Raw genomic sequence first — 15,621 nt, forward strand, 5'->3', positions numbered from 1 at the left:
TTCAGGATCCTCCCGAGCGTGAGCGTCCAAGCTTTGCGTACCATTCGGCGTAGGTCGTGTTCTTGGCCATGTGCCGGTTGAGATCGGGTGCGCCGTCTTCCCACCAAACGGGGCCTCTCTCACCGAGCCTCCGTTTGAACTCGTCCACGGCCTTGTGCGCGGCGGCCTCCGTCTTGAGGTCTGCGCTCCGCTTGGCGTCGCGGACCGCGCGACGGGCCTTCATCAGATGGCCGACGAGACTGGTCCGCTCCGCTTCCGAGGCCGGGCCTGGCCATGCGCCACAACCTGCCACGGACGACGAAGTAGCGACCGTCGGGCGTCACTGGATATTTCACGTTACATCAGGCCGACTTGCGCCGCGCCCCTGACGCAGGCTTCTTCGCCACCGCTTCCTTCGCCGGCTTCTTACCGGCGATCGGCATCAGCATCTCCTTCTGAGCCGCCGCAGCTTTCTTCGTCTTCTTGGCAGGCTTTTTCGGAGCCTCGGTCTTGGCTGCTGCGGTGCCGACGCTCTTGCGTAGCGCGTCCATCAGATCGACGACGTTCTCGCCTTTCGGCCGATCCTTCGGCACGATCGGCTTGCCGGCCCGCTTCTGATTGATGAGCTCGATCAGCGCGCTTTCATAATGGTCCTCGAACTTCTCCGGCTCGAAGCTGCCCGCTTTCTGGTTCACGATGTGCCTGGCGAGATCGAGCATGTCCTTGGTCACTTTGACGTCCTGGATCTCGTCGAAGTATTCGTGTTCGCTGCGCACTTCGTAAGGATAGCGCAGCAGCGTGCCGACCACGCCCTTGTCCATCGGCTCGAGCGCGATGATGTGCTCGCGGTTCGTCAGCACCACACGCCCGATCGCGACCTTGTCCATCTCGCGGATGGTCTCCCGGATCACCGCGAAGGCGTCGTGGCCGACTTTTCCGTCCGGACGGATGTAGTAGGGGCGGATGAGGTAGCGCGGATCGATGTCCGCCTTGTCGACGAACTCATCGATTTCGATGGTCCGCGTGGATTCCAGCGCGATCTCTTCGAGCTCTTCCTTGGAAACCTCGATGAACTGGTCCTTCTCGAGCTGGTAGCCCTTGACGATGTCCTCGTTGGGCACCTCGTCGCCGGTGTCGGCGTCGACCTTCAGGTACTTGATGCGATGGCCGGTCTGCCGGTTCAGTTGGTTGAACGAGATCTTCTCGCTCTCGGAAGTCGCCCGGTAGAGCGCCACCGGACAGGTGACGAGCGACAGGCGCAGGAAGCCTTTCCAGTTCGCGCTGGGGGCCATGGCTACGCAACACTCCAGGTACAGGGACTCGGACTTAAGACGAACGGCGCGACACAGTTCCGACACTACGGCCGCCGTCCACGCATATCCGTTCCTGGCCGCCCGCCGAGGCGCCATGGCGCACGCCGCGCAGCCTTGACTCCTGCGAACAAAATGAGAACATGCTTTTATGACCCGACCCGAGCAATCCGAACCGGCCACCTTCGAGGTGGAGGTCGCCGCCGACCAAGCCATTGCCGCCTGCGGCGGAGATGCGCGGGAAGCTGTGAAAGCTCTGCTTGTCGCTAACGGCTTCCTGGAGGCACAGGTCGCTGAGCTACGGGCCTCGGTTTCCGCCGGCTACTCGCGCCGCCGGCTCGACGTCCCGCGCGATCGGAAGGATTGGTACGACTGAGATGGCCGAGGTCACCTACTACGTCGCCTTGCCCTTCGTGGCCGCCGACGATGGCATCGCCGCCGGCGAGGCGACGGAGTGCTTCTCGGCCAATGCCGCCGTGATGCGTGCCGAGGCGCTGTCTCGCACGCCCGGCATCCTGGGCGCGGTCGCGTTCAGCCGTAGCGGCGATCCTGCGACCGGCGAGTTCGGAGACGCGACCGTCATTCGCAAGTTCGGCGACGTGCCGGCCGATCTCAGCGCCCTATGAGACTTCACTGGGTCCGGAACGAGATCGCCCGGAGCGCGGGCAGACCCGCGCCCAGGAGCGCGAAATTCAAATGCCGCAGCGGGTCGGCGTCGCAACCGCCTGAGCCGAGCTGCTGCTCTCGAGGATGCGGGCGAAGGTAGGCGATCTTTGCCGAGAGCGGGACGTGCTCCGGGTAGCGTCGACCGCGTGACCGGCGCCCCGCTCGGGGCATCTTCCGGCGCCTTGACTCGCCGGCCGGACGTACGGTGATGTTGCTGGGTGCGTCATGGAGCAACAATTCTATCCGGGTCTTGACCCTCGCCGAGAAGGCCGAGTCGTTCACCGTGCGGCACCTGCTGGAGCTCGCGACCGGTACGATGACAAGGGTCCCTCTGGATCCGGAGCGACCGACCCACCGCTGCCTGCGCCACGCACGCCGCCGCCATCCACCTTCTCCCGACCAGGCGGGGATGCGGCCCGAGCTGCTCGTCTGGATAGTGCCGCGGTAGGCTCGCGCTCGCCGGGGCCCAAGGAGCCCCGGCGCCAACCTGGATAGATTACTTCTGCCCGGACGGAGCTTGCGCGTTCGAGTTGTTCGGGTTGTTGCCGTTCTGCTTGTTAGCCTCATGATGGCCCACCACGCAGCCCGCCACCGCGCCGAGCTTGCCATGACCCGCCATGTGGCCGGCAACACCACCGACGATCGCGCCCTTGATGCACCCCTTCGCTTGCACCGGCGAGGCCAACGCCAGTGACAGCAGGCAGACAGCCGCAAAGATGGTCTTCATGATCTCTCCTCCGAAAATTCGACGCTCGTGATGGTCAAGTCGCAAAGTGAATGGCCGTTCCGCGGCCATTGTTCGTGTAGATCCATTTTGCTGCTGGTCTCACGTCACCCGCTCGGCTGCGCCTGATAAGCTCGGACGCCGCAAACGCCCGAGCTCATGCTGAGCGCACCGCGAGCATCTGAACTCGAGCTCGACACCGGGTGAAAGGTTTTTCGGCGGTTTGCGGCCATCCGCCAGGCGCCGCAGTTCGGGCACTTAACCGCAAGGTATCGGTTTCAAGCATCGTTGCCGTTCTCTGCCGCCCCGCTGGGCAACCGCGCCAAATCGGAGACGTTCCTGCGTGCTGCCAGACCTAGGAAAAGCTGCCGCGAAGAGCACGGACCGATGTTGCCTGGCTCACTGAACGGTCGCGGCGCTCAGACGAGAGGAGGGCGCTGCTCAGGAGCTTGTAACATTCGGTAGTCCGTCTACGATCCCGAAATGACAGAGCACAAAGCTTGCCCGAAATGCGAGGGGACCATGGAGCAGGGTTTCATTCCCAGCCTGGGGCGTGGGCAGTTGCTCTGGTTTGCGGGAGTGCCGCCCGCCACGTACCGCGAGTCGTTCATGTTCGGCAGGAAGGCGCTTACGGTGGCCACGTATCGCTGCTCGGCCTGCGGCTATCTGGAATCGTATGCGGAGGCCGGATCGCCCGAGTAAAGAGAGCGCTTCATGGAAACGATTGCTGGATCTACCGCCCTTGTGCTCGCAATGGTCACGGGGCTCGCGTTCTATTTCCGCTTGAAAATGACAGGCCTGCAGCGGCGACTTGTCACCCTGGAAAGAGTTGAAGCAAAGCTCGATTTACTACTGAAGCAGGGCGGTGTGAGCTATGAACCGCTGGGTGGTTCGACGGAAATAGAGGACGCGCTCAAAGCCGGCGAGAAGGTCCGCGCAGTTTCACTTTACCGCGCCGCGAACGGCTGCACGTTGGCAGAAGCAAAGGCAGCGATTGAAAGGGCGCAGCGGCCCTAACCATCGTCACGTCAGTTGCCTTATGAAGCGCTTCGGCGTGCCCTCCTAGCTGGAATTGGACTTCGCGCCCGCGGTAGGCGGCTCGGACGGAACGAATCAGCGCGACCGCGTTGAATCGCCATGTGTGCCGTGGCGTTGCGTCAGTCTCGTTCGGGAGTATCGCGCGTCCATGGCGCTGTCAAAGCTGCTATTCCTGGTTACATCGAGCCGTGTGATCCCACGTTGCGCGAGAAGCCACCGCGCGGCGAAGACTGGGTCTACGAGATCAAGGCCGACGGATTCCGCGCCCAGCTGCATCTGCGAGATGGTGACGCCAAGGTCTATTCGCGCACCGGCCTGGACTGGACCCAACAATTCACCTCGATCGCCGCGAGCGCCGACCTACTCAAGGCAAACAGTGCGATCATCGACGGCGAGGCCGTGGTGTACGGCAGTGGCGGCCTGCCGGATTTCCAGCAGCTCTGGCGGGAGCTCGGTCCCAAGCGCAGCGAACGTGTGCGCTACCACGCGTTCGATCTCCTGTACCTCGACGGCTATGACCTGCGTGGCGTCGCGTATGAGGATCGCAAGCGCCTGCTGCAGCGGCTTCTGAAGGACGCACCGGAGACATTCATCTATGTCGAGGCGCTTGCGGCCGACGGCAACCTGATCTTCGACAAGGCGTGCAAACTGGGCTTGGAAGGTCTGGTCGCCAAACGGCTGGGCGAGCCGTACCGCTCGGGTCGGCAGGAGAGCTGGATCAAGCTCAAGTGCAAGAAGAGCGAGACCTTTCCGATCGTCGCCTTCGTGGAGAAGCTTGGGGCGCGACCGCGCAAGGTCGCCTCGCTCTACGTCGGCCGGCGCCAGAACGGCAAGCTGCTCTACGCCGGTAAGGTGCGTACCGGCTACACCGAGACGACCGCGCGCGAATTGCGCGAGCGGCTTGATCCGTTGATCCGCAAGACTTCTCCGCTCGATATGGCCATCAAAAAGCCGAAGGCGACCTGGGTCGACCCGACCCTTGAGATTGAGGTCCAATATGGCGCCCTGACCGATGATGGCCTGCTCCGCGAAGCCGTGTTCAAGGGTTTTCGCGATGATCTTGCCGTGCGCAAGGTCAAGGCGCCGCGACTGGTGCCCTCGGTGGCCGGCCGGCCGAAGCTGGGTGTCCCCCGAGAGAACATCCTGCAGCTCCTGCCCGAAGCCGTTGCTCCCTCCAAAGAAGAACTCGCCGAGTATTGGACCCGGGTCTGGAAAAAGGCGCTGCCGCACCTCGGGCATCGTCCGCTAAAACTCGTGCGCCACGTGCACGGCACGACCTTCTATCATAAGGGGCCGCTGCCGAAGGACATTCCGGCCGCCGTGCACCAGCTCCGTATTCAGAAGCGCGAGGGTGGCCAGGGAACGCGCCTGTGGGTCGACAGCCTGGATGGTTTCCTTGGTCTGGTCGGGATTGGGGCCGTCGAACTGCACCCTTGGAATGCGACGGTCGAAGACTTCGAACGTGCCGACCGCATCGTGATCGACCTCGATCCCGGAGAGGGTGTCGGCTGGAATGCCGTCGTGGAGACCGCGCTCGATCTGCGTACGCTGATGAAACGCGAGGGTTTTGAGACCTGGCCCAAGCTCACCGGCGGCAAGGGAATTCATCTGATGGCGCCACTGCATCAGCCGGTGCTGCACGACAAGGCGCATCGGATCGCGCATCAGCTGGTGTCCGCCCTCGCAGCGCGCCATCCGGACCGCTACCTCCTGTCCGCCCAGGCAAAGCGCCGCGATCGCATCTTCCTCGATTATCTGCGCAATGGCCGCGGCACCACCGCGATCGGTACCTATTCCCCACGAGCACGCGATGGATTTCCGATCGCAGCGCCCGTGACCTGGAAGCGCATCGAGAGCGGGATCGCGCCGGACGCCTTCACCATGGACAGTCCATTCCGCGCCAGGTCGACGAGGTGAGCGACATGTCGGATGCATTTGATCGATGGGTGGAATGGTGCTCAAAGCCACCGGGCGACAGGCGCGGCATTCCTGCCGAACTCTACGCCGCGGTGATGTCCCTGCCTGAGGCCGATCATTCCGACCGGCAGAGGGTGAACGAGGCCGTCCGCCACCATGACGAGGCTCGCCGCGAGGGAAGAACCGTTTGGCTCTACCTCGACGATTACCAGGACGGCAGAACGCACGCGGCAGGCGAGCCCGGATGGATAAAGGTATTTGCGTCTGCGAGTGCCGCCGACGCCTGGCTCCAGGACAATGACCCCGAAGGCGTTGCATGGGAATACGAAGTGGAAGTCGGTCCAGTCGAGGGATCGGTGTGGCTCTGCCAGTCCGACCCGGTGTCCAGAGCCATCGGTGAGCCCGATTGGATCAAGCTCTTTGCCTCGAAAGAGCGCGCGCAAAAATGGCTTGAGAGCAACGAGCCGAATCGCGACATTTGGCAGTACCCTGTTCAGGAGTGACGCGGATGAGTGCGTTCGTTGACAGCTCAGTCTGGTTTGCCGCCACCGCCAAGCGGGACGCTCAGAATGGGCGTGCCAAATCGATCCTCCGGAGCATCGACCAATACCTCACAGACTTGGTGCTGGTCGAGACGTGCCAGCTTCTAAAAGCCCGATTTGGCCGCGGTGTGGCGGAAGTCTTCTGGGAGCGGCTGCGCGACAGCGGAGTTCGGATCGAACCCATCGTCCGCGTCGATCTGGAGGCGGCTTCGGAGATAGGGGCGCGCTTCCCGGACGAGAGTTTTTCCTTCGTCGACCGGACGAGTTTTGCCCTGATGGACCGCATGGGGATCACGTGAGCAGCGACCTTCAATCCCGGCTTCGCAGCGTACCGACCCCGCCGCGGTCGCAAGCGACCCTTCCAGATCCTGAGCGAGGGGCACAGCGAAGTTTTCAAGGGGCTCAGACAAGCGCTCCTTGATCGCCGGCCCGTTCACGTAAGCCCTGACGGCAAGTGCCACCAGACGGTCTGCCCCTACATCCCGGGACATGCCGCCGGGGAGGAGGGCGCATTCGTCCTCCTCGTGAACGCGAGTTCGGGCACGAAGTGTCCGGCCGACGCCAGGTGGATCTGCCTTAGGCTGTCAAAGATCGACGACGTTCGCTTTGCCGATGAGGCCTGGATCGAGCAAGATTACCCCGGTCCGGTGCAGAGGTGTGTCGACCAGGTGCACTTCGAGGCGGCGCGACTACCACAGCTTCTTGGATAGCGTCGGCTGAGGGGCTGTGCTCATGAACGTCGGCTCCACATGCCAAAGCGGAAGAACCCCGCTGAACTTGATCGGCGGCTCGTGACCCGTTGCAGACGAACCGTCTCTCACTCAAAATCGCGCTGTTCCAGCGTCTAAACCAAGTTCGAGGCGTCCGGCCGTGACGTATATTGAAGGATTTAAAGCGACGTGCTTGGTGGCGGCCTGCACATCGCGAACGGCGCGTTCCAGTGCGCTGGTTTCGAAGATCGAGCCTGCGCCGGCCTCCGTCGCCACGCTGTCAACGATGCGACCTGCGGTCTCGCCCGCATGGGCTGCGGCCATCCGCAATCTCAGGCGCGCGTCGACGAGGCGATGGCCGCCAATATCAGTCGCAGTCATCAGCTCCGTCATCGCCTCGAGAAGGAATGCTCGTGCGGAGTTATGCAGCGTCTCGGCGCGACCGATCACTGCCTGCACGACTTCCCGATCGCGCATGAGACCGGCAGTCCCGAGCCGCCCCTTGTTGCCGCCCGCCAGCTTTGCAAAGCTCTCCATGGCACCCCGTGCGATGCCCAGTGGCACCACTGCAATCGTCCAGGCGAATGATGAGAGAGCTGGAATGCGATAGAGCAGCCCACCTTCAGCGGGTTTGTGGTCAATAAACGGATGCATCCATTCGGCAGGAACGTAGGCATTGTCGACTTCCCAGTCCGAACTTCCGGTGCCGCGCAAACCTGAAACGTGCCAAGTGTCGTGAATCGTGACCTGCTTTCGTTCGAAATAACAGCAGAAGCGCGGCTGGTCAGGCGCCTGATTTCCGCCCATTGTCACCAAACCCATGAAGTGGGTGCCATGCGGTGCGCCACTTCCGAACGGCCATCGTCCCGAGACGCGGACTCCGCCATCGGCAGGCATGGCGGTCCCTACGGCCCCCGTTGCACTCACGATAAACGTGCGGCGGTCTTCGAACCAGCGGCACACCACTGCAGAAGGCAAATAGCCCCCGACGCGGCTCATACCGCCTCCATTGCCGACCAGCCAGCCGACAGCTCCGTCGAGCGCTGCTGCGCGTTCTACGACGCTCATGAAGGCGAGCGGCGACAACTCAGGGCCGCCAAGCGATGCGGGTAGCCAAAGCCTGAAGAACCCTCCATCGGCCAGCGCTTTAACAACGTCTTCATGCAGTTGCCGTTCACGATCGAATGCCGCCCGATGTTCGGCAATCAACGGCTGGATATCTTGAAGAGCCTCCAGAAACGGGGCTGCACTGTCATCTTCCCGCATAAGTCCATAGTCGGCATTTGCTTCCGGGGGGCAAGTCTGAACATTTCATGTTCAGATGAGATGATTTCATCTACGTTGTCCGAATGCGAAAGTTACCGCCCTTGACGGAGTTGCGCGCCTTTGAGGCCGCGGCACGTCATCTGAGCTTCAAGCATGCAGCAGGTGAACTTGGCGTCACACCGACAGCCATCAGTCATCAAATCAAGCTTCTGGAGCAGCATTGTGGTCGCCCGCTATTCCGTCGCCGGCCGCGCCCGCTGGCGCTGACCTCGGCAGGCAGACAGCTGTTTCCGGTCGTCCGTGAGGGATTCGGAAGATTTGCCGAGACACTTTCCAACATCAAGAGCAGCCACGCGGGCCGGCATCTGCGCATCACGGCGACAAACGCCTTTGCCGCCCGCTGGCTATTGCCACGGCTGCAGTCTTGGCGGGCGGCGCATCCACGGCTCAAGCTTGACATTGTCGGCACCGACGCCGTGCTCAATCTCGAGTCGGACGAAACCGATGTTGCGATCCGCTACGCTCTCGGGCCACCGGCCGATGGAAATGTTGTCGAGTTGATGCGCGACACCTTCTACGTGGTAGCAAGCCCAAAGCTCGTGGACACGCGAGCGACGAAGATGCGGCTGGTCGATCTGGCGCGACTTCCGCTCATCGAGGCTGCATGGCCGCCGGGCGATACACACGCGCCGACGTGGCAACGCTGGCAGCGGGCGGCACTCCCCTTGTCCAAACGCAAACTTGCTTCGCTTGTGAGTTTGCGGTTTCAAGAGGAACTTCACGCCATCGAGGCCGCGATCGCTGGTCAAGGTGTGGCGATCTGCAGCGATGTCCTGGTCGCCCCCGAATTGGCGAGCGGCGTGCTCGTTCCGGTATCGCCGGTCACTCTGAGTGGCTATGGATTCTACATCGTCCATCGCGCGGGTGCCGGGAATGGTCCTACCATAAGGAAGTTCATCACTTGGGCCCGGGCCGAGGTCTAATTCGGCGCTACGTACACGGCAATCACCGCTTGTAGGCCCGGTGCCGCCTTTGCTTACTGGGCCGCAATGTCTGCCGTCCAGGAGATTAGCCGATCCCAGCACTCAAGTCGGTGCGGAAGTCAACCTGTGACCTGTTGCGGACATTTGGGCAGGCAAGCACGTGGGATCCACGGTCCGGCTTCTTGCGGAGAAGCCCGCGGCATGTCGGCTCCTAAGCTTCAGCAACCTTGATGATTTATTGCGCCTCTCCGGGGATGAGTCGACCAATAGCATTCTGGTTTCGAGGGCATCTCGGCCCGTAGGAGACTTATGCGACGCTCAAGGACTGCTGGGTCACCGGGGCGATACAAACCTGGTGGCGCTGCGGACCCACTCAGCGTGTTGGCGGCGCATTCGCCGCCGCTCCTCCACCTCATATATTATCCAGACAAGACACGCGCCCAAGCAAGTAACGAGGCCGATGAAGCATAAGACCTGCTCTCCTGCTTGCATGCTCAGCGCCGCCCCAGCGAGACTGCATGGAGACGTGCGCAATCGTCGAGATCGACAGTCGCAATCTCATCTTGGATACACAGGGGCCCCATGCCTCGGAGCAGATCTAATGGCTCCGGTCCGGCTATCTCCATGTTCATGACAAGCCTCCGGCAGCCGCGCCGTCTCGCTTCGAACGCAACAAGCTGGAGCAAATGGCCGTAGATCGTGATCCTGTCGTCTGTATCCCCTCCCGCCAGTGCCAGCTCTATGCTATCGCGGCATGGGTGGAGTTCAGCGACAGCTACCAGGCCATCCGGCGCCAAGCAGCCGACTACGAGAACTTCTCTTTGGGCTAGTTCACGGCAGTAGCGGGCAATCGATTCGTCCGACACCGCGGCACCGAAACGCGCACGCCTCTGATCGAAGCAAAATGCAAGATAGAGGGGGCAAAGCAGCCCCACAAGCTCGGCGGCGGACAACGACCGAAACGAACGGGAGCCGGCAGCCGGCGTCAGAAATTCAACGGCATTTGAATTCTTCATGGCTTGTGCCCAATGGTTCAAGTGCGAGTCAATAAATTGATGTCGCTAACTTCGGGTTCGGATTCCGTCTGGAGTGGAGCGCGGGGTGAGAGTGGAATCCTCTCTGCAATGCAAGCTGTTGAATAGGCCGCTTCTGCCGCAGCTGTTGTGGCCTCCTTCACAAAAGCTGATCACAATCCTGTTGGGACATTTTTGCGCACCCGCGTTCTGCCGGGCCCACTTAGGCAGCGCTGCTGAGCGCGATGCACAGTTGCGTGTAGCAGGTGATGAGAACCGTCGTGCGGACGTTCCGGATTGGCAAGCATCAACCGCATTGTGCGGGCTCTCCTTGGTTCAGGCATGGCTTCGAGGTGCTATGATCGCGGAAGCGCGTAGCGAGTGATCAGGCGGGCTCGCTTGCCGCAACAGGTCGCGAGCAGACCAACTTCGCCTCAGGCCGCTCCTGCGAAGCGGTCCTTTGGCTTAGGGCGGCATGGCGTCTCCGGCCGCCGAGAGCGTGTGCATTCAGAAGGAACGCCGAAATGATACGTGGCGATCGCGACACGAGGTCGGCTTGAACGCCATGCAGTTCTATTAGTTCGCAACAAAACTCACGGGACGAAGGCCCTTGTGATGGCCGTCGATCGGTGGTGTTCCGGCAAAGGTCGCAATGCCAATTGCCAGTCCCATCACCATCATGAGGAGCCATAACAGGGAAGGGCGATGCATCGCGGACCTCGGGAGAAGATCGTTGCAAATTCGCGCACCAAGTAGCCTCTGATGCGTCTCACTAGGTCATCGTTAGAGATACGACAGTTCAAAGGCGAGAAGAATTCGGCAGGGTGCATCTGATTGAGTTGCCACTTAGGACGTGTTCGCCCAATTCATCGGCACTTCGCCGCCAAAGTGAGCAAATACATTTATTCCGAGTGGGTTTGGGTGCGGTGAACAGGGATCGGTTCCGCATTTCGTCACCCGCGCGGGTGACGTCCTATTCTGTGCTTCAGTTATTATGAAGAAATCAGAGCAAGCCGAATTGAATCCTCGGTCGTGAATTACTTCACACGCATCTCGCGGCAGGAAACCTAAAGTTGGCGTCGACGGATGTGGTGCGGGCGCCTGCATTGCAGGGAGAAATTACATGCAGCCTGTTGACGAGAGGACAGCGTTCAGTTTCGCCGGTAGGGGATCGACCGCGATTATTCCAGCGCTCTGTCTATTTCTCTTCGCCACGAACCTTGCCGTTTCCCCTGCCGGCGGTTCTTCGGTGGTTGCCCCGACGATCGTGCTGTTGTCGGCCCTGGTCTCGAGCATCGCAGGATTTGCCTTCTCGCCCATCGCTGGCGCGTTTCTTTTCTACGCGATGAAAGAACCTTTGTCGGTGATTCAGATTTTGCTGGTCGCCTCGATCTCACAGCAGCTCTACTGCCTGTGGCGCTTGCGCGAGAACATCCATCTCCGCGATTGTTTTCCATACCTTGTTGGCAGCATCGCTACCTTGCCACTGGGGTTATTTCTGCTCTTACGAACGCCTGCATCAACTTTCCTTCCGCTGCTTGGATTGCTGTTGATCTTCTACGGAGCCTTCTCTGCACTGAAGCCCTCCTTGCCGGCAGGTAACAACCCGGTTTGGGGACGGGTCACGGTCGGCGCTCTCGGTGGCATCACCGGGGGCATCGCCGCATTTCCTGCCGCTTTCGTCACCATGTGGTGCCACATTCAGGGGTTCGACAAGCATCGGGCGCGTTCCATTATCCAGCCGTTCATTCTCGTCAATCAGGTCTTGTCGCTCACGGCCTTGCTTCTCCTGAAGCCTCCGAACGTCATGGCGCTCGGAACTCTGCAATATGCGGCTCCTGCCGTGTTGGGCGCATACCTCGGATTGATGATCTTCAATCGTGTCGAGACCTCGACGTTCAATCGTCTTGTGGGTCTGTTTCTTATCTTCGCGGGGTTCAGTTTCATTAAGTCGTTCTAGCGCTGATGGAGGGTCAACATGCAGAAGTCAGTCTATGGCTTGAGTACCGGAGAGCGTCGTGTCGTACGCAAATGGCGGCTTGCGGTGTTCGGCTTCTATGGATCACTCCTGGCAATCATCGCGCTCTCGGCTGCCCTGTCCCATCGAGAGGTGGAGGTTGCGCGCGTTGACCCTCCCGCGCAACTGCAACAGAAATAGCTGACCCAATGGCAACCATGGAAGAGATCCTTGACCTGATCTACGATGCGGGCGGAGATCACAAACTGTGGCCGGCCGCTCTGTCCGGCATCGCAGACCTCACCCGAAGCGAAGGCGGCATACTGTTTGGTCAATCGGTCGCCGCCGAACAGGTCTACTTTGATTTCAATGGTCGATTGAACCAGGAATGCAACCGCGCTTATCAGGAGCGTCACATGCAGAATCCCTGGTCTGTCGCGATGGAGGCACAACCCGTTGGTCAGCTAGTGCTATCGGACGAGGTTTTGGAGTTGGGCAGGCTACGCAACTCGGGATTCTACGATGATGTGCTTCGTCCGCAGGGCATCGGGCACAATGCCATGATCGCGCTCGCTGCGAGGGATGATTTCCGAGTCGCATTCAACATCTGTCGGAGCGAGCGCAATGGCGAGTTTGGATCGGTCGAGCGAAGGATCTTTGAGGCGCTCGCGCCGCATCTGCGCCGGTCGGTCACGCTCGGCTTTCGCCTGACCGCCTATCGTGCACTACGAGACGCAGCGTTCGAGCTGGTGGAGCAATTGGCGGACGGTGTTGTCGTCGTGGGGCATGGCGCTGACGTCTTATACGCTAACGAGATGGCCCGTTCGCTGGAGGCTCAGGGGACATTGAAGCTCAAGCCGATTTCCACCTGGTCGGCACCGCATTCCAGGCGTCTGGCCGGTCTCGTCAGGTCTGCCCTGGCCGGCGGCGCAGGCGGCACTATGAGCGTTCCATCTCATGACAGGTCGCGCCTGCTTAGCATGGTGGTCGCCGGCCTTCGAAGCCGTGAGTCAAGCGTGCTCCGAGAGGCGCACATTCGTGGTGCGGCATGCGTTCTCTTCGTCATCGATCCTCTCCAAAGGAGGGTCATCGGAACGCAACATCTCATCGACGCCTACGGTCTGACCAGAGCCGAGGCGCGCGTGGCTGCTTCGGTGTTTTCCGGAGGCCTGGCCTCAACGTCAGCGTCTGCGTCTGCTCTTGGCCTGTCGGCCAATACTGTAAAAACGCATCTAAGAAGGATCTTTGCGAAGACAGGCACGAAAGGACAAGGTGAGCTCGCCGCGTTGCTCGCCGCCCTTGGCATGGTGAAGGCGCAGGGCGGCCGCGGAGATAATGCCGATGAACGAAAACACTGAAGTGCAATGATCAGAAGAGGGGAGTCGTAACTGACCTGGTCCGTCATGGTCGGCAGCTGTTTGCTCACTGTGACTTGCTGCTCGCGTCGGAGGTGCCAAGTCTTTGTTACCGTCTCCTCGTTTGCTTTGCTGATGATCTACTTAGTACTTTTGCAGAGGGGCTCATTATGAGATCGCTTGCGCTATGTTTGCTGGCAACCGTGATGCTCGCGGGACCTAGTGTCGTTGCACAGAATGCTAGTCCTGGATCTCCATCTGATCGGCTTCCGGCCTGGGCCTTCTTGTGGGACCCGACAGTCAAAGTACCCCCGCCCGATGACCAACCCAATCAACTCGTCGGCAGCAGCGCTTCATTCAGCTGGAAGCAGGCGCGGGACCTTTTTTTCGCGCCTGATTGGCATCCGGATGATCATCCGGCGATGCCGGAAATAGTCGCGACGGGGCGCAAGCCGGAAGTCCGCGCTTGCGGATCGTGCCATCGCGTCGAGGGCACTGGTGGTCCTGAAAATGCAAGTCTCGCGGGATTGCCGGTCGGCTATTTGGTCCAGCAGGTGGCTGACTTCAAAAGTGGCGCCCGAAAGATGTCGGGGCCGGAGAGACCTTCCATACAGCTGATGATGGCGTCGGTTAAAGCCATGACTGACGACGAGGTGTACGCTGCCGCCGAGTATTTTGCTGCGCAGAAGCCCAAGCAGATAATCAAGGTCGTCGAAAGCGAGAGCATCCCGAAGATAGGGGCGTCACGCTTGTTTTACGTCAAGAGCCCGGAGGGCGGCTCCGAAGCTCTCGGCCAGCGTATTGTCGAAGTGCCTGACGACGCAGATCAGTTCGAGCTTCGTGACTCACGCGCTACTTTCACCGCGTATGTGCCGGTTGGAAGCTTGGCGAAGGGCGAAACGCTCGCGAAGACCGGTGGAATGGGAACGACGGTTGTTTGCGGCAGCTGCCACGGTCCGGAATTGAAAGGCATTGGCTTGATTCCGCCGATTGCTGGACGCTCGCCAACCTACATCGTGCGCCAACTCCATGAGTTCCGCAACGGGGGGCGGGTGGGAAGCGCAAGCTCCCTGATGAAGCAGACGGTAGAAAAGCTGTCCGAAGGCGAGATGATTGCGCTGGCGGCCTACGTGGCGTCGCTATCGCCTTAATCCAAGCCGCCTCTGCAGAGAATGAGGTCCGCTTCTGGCCGTCGCGCGTTTTCGCTGCACTAGGTATGCAATCGGCGGCTTGTGACTCATAGCTATCAGCGCCGACTTTTGGGGGAGCACACCTCAGGAAGTTGAAACGTCGCAACCGGGGAGTGTCTTGCAATATCCCGCTCTCTTGCTACCGCGCTGCAGACCGGCCGAGCAAAGATGTACGGAACTGCGTCGCTCGGCATTCGGGTCGCATTAACGATGCGACTGGGAATCAAAGGTCAACGTGCACAGTGGAAACTCCGATTTCAGCAAGCGGGTCCATTCTGCTCCTCGAACAGGACATCCGGGCCGTGCCGAAGTTTGTCTCGCGCAGCAGGTCCGCGCCATTGCCGCGACGGCCGATCCTTTCACCCGCCGTCGCCTGCTGGATCTTGCCAAGCGGTACGACTCCAAGGGCGGCACCGCGCGATCCGGAACGACGGAGCGGCCGCTGCCAACGCCGCGCACGACACCGCTTGGGTCGATCTTCTCCGGACCCGGCGAGGCCTGACGCGAAACCGTCGTTCCTGGTGTTGCCGCAGGTCGCCCCGGCCCGAGCGCGGCCGCCCTCCCGCCGGGCGCGAAGAGAGCCGCCGACGGCCGCCTCCCGAGGACCCAGCTCGCCTGCCCAGCCCGTGGTTCTGGCCTCATCAGCGAGGATTTGAGGTCGTAGACGGGTGCGGCATCGCATTTCGCCCTGAACGCGATCCTAGCGGAAGGGGGGTCGGAGGCGGCGTTGTGCCTTGCACCGGTGACGAGCTGCCGCGTAGGCCACCCTTCCGGCACGTTGTGCTCGGCAGCCTAGAGTCAAGGCAGTCGACGCAGCCCGGGGCGCAGGAGCGGTCGCGACGCCGGCCCGCTGCTTCGCCTTCCCGAGCCCGGAGCTGCCCCCGCACGCGGGCGATGTCGTTCCGGACCCAATGGAGTTTCAGAGGGTGCTGAGATCGTCCGACACGTCGCCGAACTTCCGGATCAGCGGG

Annotated in this window: 15 protein-coding genes and 1 pseudogene; 12 read left to right on the plus strand and 4 right to left on the minus strand. The window is 61.3% G+C overall.

The annotated features are described in order from the left end of the window. Position 1: 1 nt before the first annotated feature. Positions 2-335: pseudogene (locus N551_RS35915) on the minus strand (hypothetical protein). Positions 336-341: 6 nt separating this feature from the next. Then, complete coding sequence (locus N551_RS0119140) at positions 342-1,271, minus strand: Ku protein (protein ID WP_027568262.1); 930 nt, start codon at positions 1,269-1,271, stop codon at positions 342-344. A 169-nt stretch (positions 1,272-1,440) separates the two neighbouring features. Here N551_RS0119140 and N551_RS0119145 point away from each other — a divergent pair, with 169 nt between their 5' ends. Next, positions 1,441-1,665: a hypothetical protein gene (locus tag N551_RS0119145; protein WP_027568263.1), complete on the plus strand. Its 225-nt coding sequence runs from the start codon at positions 1,441-1,443 to the stop codon at positions 1,663-1,665. 1 nt (position 1,666) lies between these two features. Beyond that, positions 1,667-1,915: a hypothetical protein gene (locus tag N551_RS0119150; protein ID WP_027568264.1), complete on the plus strand. Its 249-nt coding sequence runs from the start codon at positions 1,667-1,669 to the stop codon at positions 1,913-1,915. Between the two features lie 536 nt (positions 1,916-2,451). Here the strand turns inward: N551_RS0119150 and N551_RS0119160 are convergent. Next, a complete protein-coding gene (locus tag N551_RS0119160; RefSeq protein WP_027568266.1) occupies positions 2,452-2,682 on the minus strand; it encodes a hypothetical protein in 231 nt (76 codons plus the stop codon). A 480-nt stretch (positions 2,683-3,162) separates the two neighbouring features. Between N551_RS0119160 and N551_RS0119165 the strand changes: the two genes are divergently transcribed. From N551_RS0119165 to N551_RS0119185, 5 genes are all read left to right on the plus strand, one after another. Then, positions 3,163-3,381, plus strand: a complete 219-nt coding sequence (locus tag N551_RS0119165) for a PF20097 family protein (RefSeq protein WP_027568267.1) — start codon at positions 3,163-3,165, stop codon at positions 3,379-3,381. Positions 3,382-3,393: 12 nt separating this feature from the next. Further along, positions 3,394-3,696: a hypothetical protein gene (locus N551_RS0119170; RefSeq protein ID WP_155809816.1), complete on the plus strand. Its 303-nt coding sequence runs from the start codon at positions 3,394-3,396 to the stop codon at positions 3,694-3,696. A gap of 120 nt (positions 3,697-3,816) precedes the next feature. Then, positions 3,817-5,634, plus strand: a complete 1,818-nt coding sequence (gene ligD / locus N551_RS0119175; protein ID WP_027568269.1) for a DNA ligase D — start codon at positions 3,817-3,819, stop codon at positions 5,632-5,634. 5 nt (positions 5,635-5,639) lie between these two features. After that, on the plus strand, positions 5,640-6,137 hold the full coding sequence (locus tag N551_RS35920; protein ID WP_155809817.1) for a hypothetical protein: 498 nt from the start codon (positions 5,640-5,642) through the stop codon (positions 6,135-6,137). Between the two features lie 5 nt (positions 6,138-6,142). Next, the gene (locus N551_RS0119185; protein ID WP_027568270.1) at positions 6,143-6,475 is read left to right on the plus strand and encodes a type II toxin-antitoxin system VapC family toxin; all 333 of its coding nucleotides are present in this window, start codon (positions 6,143-6,145) and stop codon (positions 6,473-6,475) included. Positions 6,476-6,997: 522 nt separating this feature from the next. Here N551_RS0119185 and N551_RS0119195 read toward each other — a convergent pair. Further along, positions 6,998-8,152, minus strand: a complete 1,155-nt coding sequence (locus N551_RS0119195; RefSeq protein ID WP_027568272.1) for an acyl-CoA dehydrogenase family protein — start codon at positions 8,150-8,152, stop codon at positions 6,998-7,000. Positions 8,153-8,253: 101 nt separating this feature from the next. On the opposite strand from N551_RS0119195, the gene N551_RS0119200 reads away from it, so the two are divergent. The 5 genes from N551_RS0119200 (at position 8,254) to N551_RS0119220 (ending at position 14,611) form a co-directional block, all read left to right on the plus strand. Next, a complete protein-coding gene (locus N551_RS0119200; protein ID WP_245287817.1) occupies positions 8,254-9,135 on the plus strand; it encodes a LysR substrate-binding domain-containing protein in 882 nt (293 codons plus the stop codon). A 2,136-nt stretch (positions 9,136-11,271) separates the two neighbouring features. Then, positions 11,272-12,108, plus strand: coding sequence for a sulfite exporter TauE/SafE family protein (locus N551_RS0119210; RefSeq protein WP_027568275.1), 837 nt, complete (start codon positions 11,272-11,274; stop codon positions 12,106-12,108). 18 nt (positions 12,109-12,126) lie between these two features. Further along, entirely contained in the window at positions 12,127-12,306 is a 180-nt protein-coding gene (locus N551_RS38185) for a hypothetical protein (protein WP_155809818.1), read from the plus strand. A 17-nt stretch (positions 12,307-12,323) separates the two neighbouring features. Continuing rightward, a complete protein-coding gene (locus tag N551_RS0119215; RefSeq protein WP_197031169.1) occupies positions 12,324-13,463 on the plus strand; it encodes a helix-turn-helix transcriptional regulator in 1,140 nt (379 codons plus the stop codon). 281 nt (positions 13,464-13,744) lie between these two features. Further along, positions 13,745-14,611: a c-type cytochrome gene (locus N551_RS0119220; RefSeq protein WP_245287818.1), complete on the plus strand. Its 867-nt coding sequence runs from the start codon at positions 13,745-13,747 to the stop codon at positions 14,609-14,611. The last annotated feature ends 1,010 nt before the right edge of the window (positions 14,612-15,621 follow it).

Source organism: Bradyrhizobium sp. URHA0013 (assembly GCF_000518345.1).
Lineage (GTDB): Bacteria > Pseudomonadota > Alphaproteobacteria > Rhizobiales > Xanthobacteraceae > Bradyrhizobium.

Bases quoted from the DNA above. Each gene is read 5' to 3' on its own strand.
- N551_RS0119165 (WP_027568267.1), top strand. From the start codon at position 3,163: ATGACAGAGCACAAAGCTTGCCCGAAATGCGAGGGGACCATGGAGCAG.
- N551_RS0119210 (WP_027568275.1), top strand. From the start codon at position 11,272: ATGCAGCCTGTTGACGAGAGGACAGCGTTCAGTTTCGCCGGTAGGGGA.
- N551_RS0119170 (WP_155809816.1), top strand. From the start codon at position 3,394: ATGGAAACGATTGCTGGATCTACCGCCCTTGTGCTCGCAATGGTCACG.
- N551_RS35920 (WP_155809817.1), top strand. From the start codon at position 5,640: ATGTCGGATGCATTTGATCGATGGGTGGAATGGTGCTCAAAGCCACCG.
- N551_RS0119160 (WP_027568266.1), bottom strand. From the start codon at position 2,682: ATGAAGACCATCTTTGCGGCTGTCTGCCTGCTGTCACTGGCGTTGGCC.
- N551_RS0119150 (WP_027568264.1), top strand. From the start codon at position 1,667: ATGGCCGAGGTCACCTACTACGTCGCCTTGCCCTTCGTGGCCGCCGAC.
- ligD (WP_027568269.1), top strand. From the start codon at position 3,817: ATGTGTGCCGTGGCGTTGCGTCAGTCTCGTTCGGGAGTATCGCGCGTC.
- N551_RS0119195 (WP_027568272.1), bottom strand. From the start codon at position 8,152: ATGCGGGAAGATGACAGTGCAGCCCCGTTTCTGGAGGCTCTTCAAGAT.
- N551_RS38185 (WP_155809818.1), top strand. From the start codon at position 12,127: ATGCAGAAGTCAGTCTATGGCTTGAGTACCGGAGAGCGTCGTGTCGTA.
- N551_RS0119215 (WP_197031169.1), top strand. From the start codon at position 12,324: ATGGAAGAGATCCTTGACCTGATCTACGATGCGGGCGGAGATCACAAA.
- N551_RS0119185 (WP_027568270.1), top strand. From the start codon at position 6,143: ATGAGTGCGTTCGTTGACAGCTCAGTCTGGTTTGCCGCCACCGCCAAG.
- N551_RS0119145 (WP_027568263.1), top strand. From the start codon at position 1,441: ATGACCCGACCCGAGCAATCCGAACCGGCCACCTTCGAGGTGGAGGTC.
- N551_RS0119140 (WP_027568262.1), bottom strand. From the start codon at position 1,271: ATGGCCCCCAGCGCGAACTGGAAAGGCTTCCTGCGCCTGTCGCTCGTC.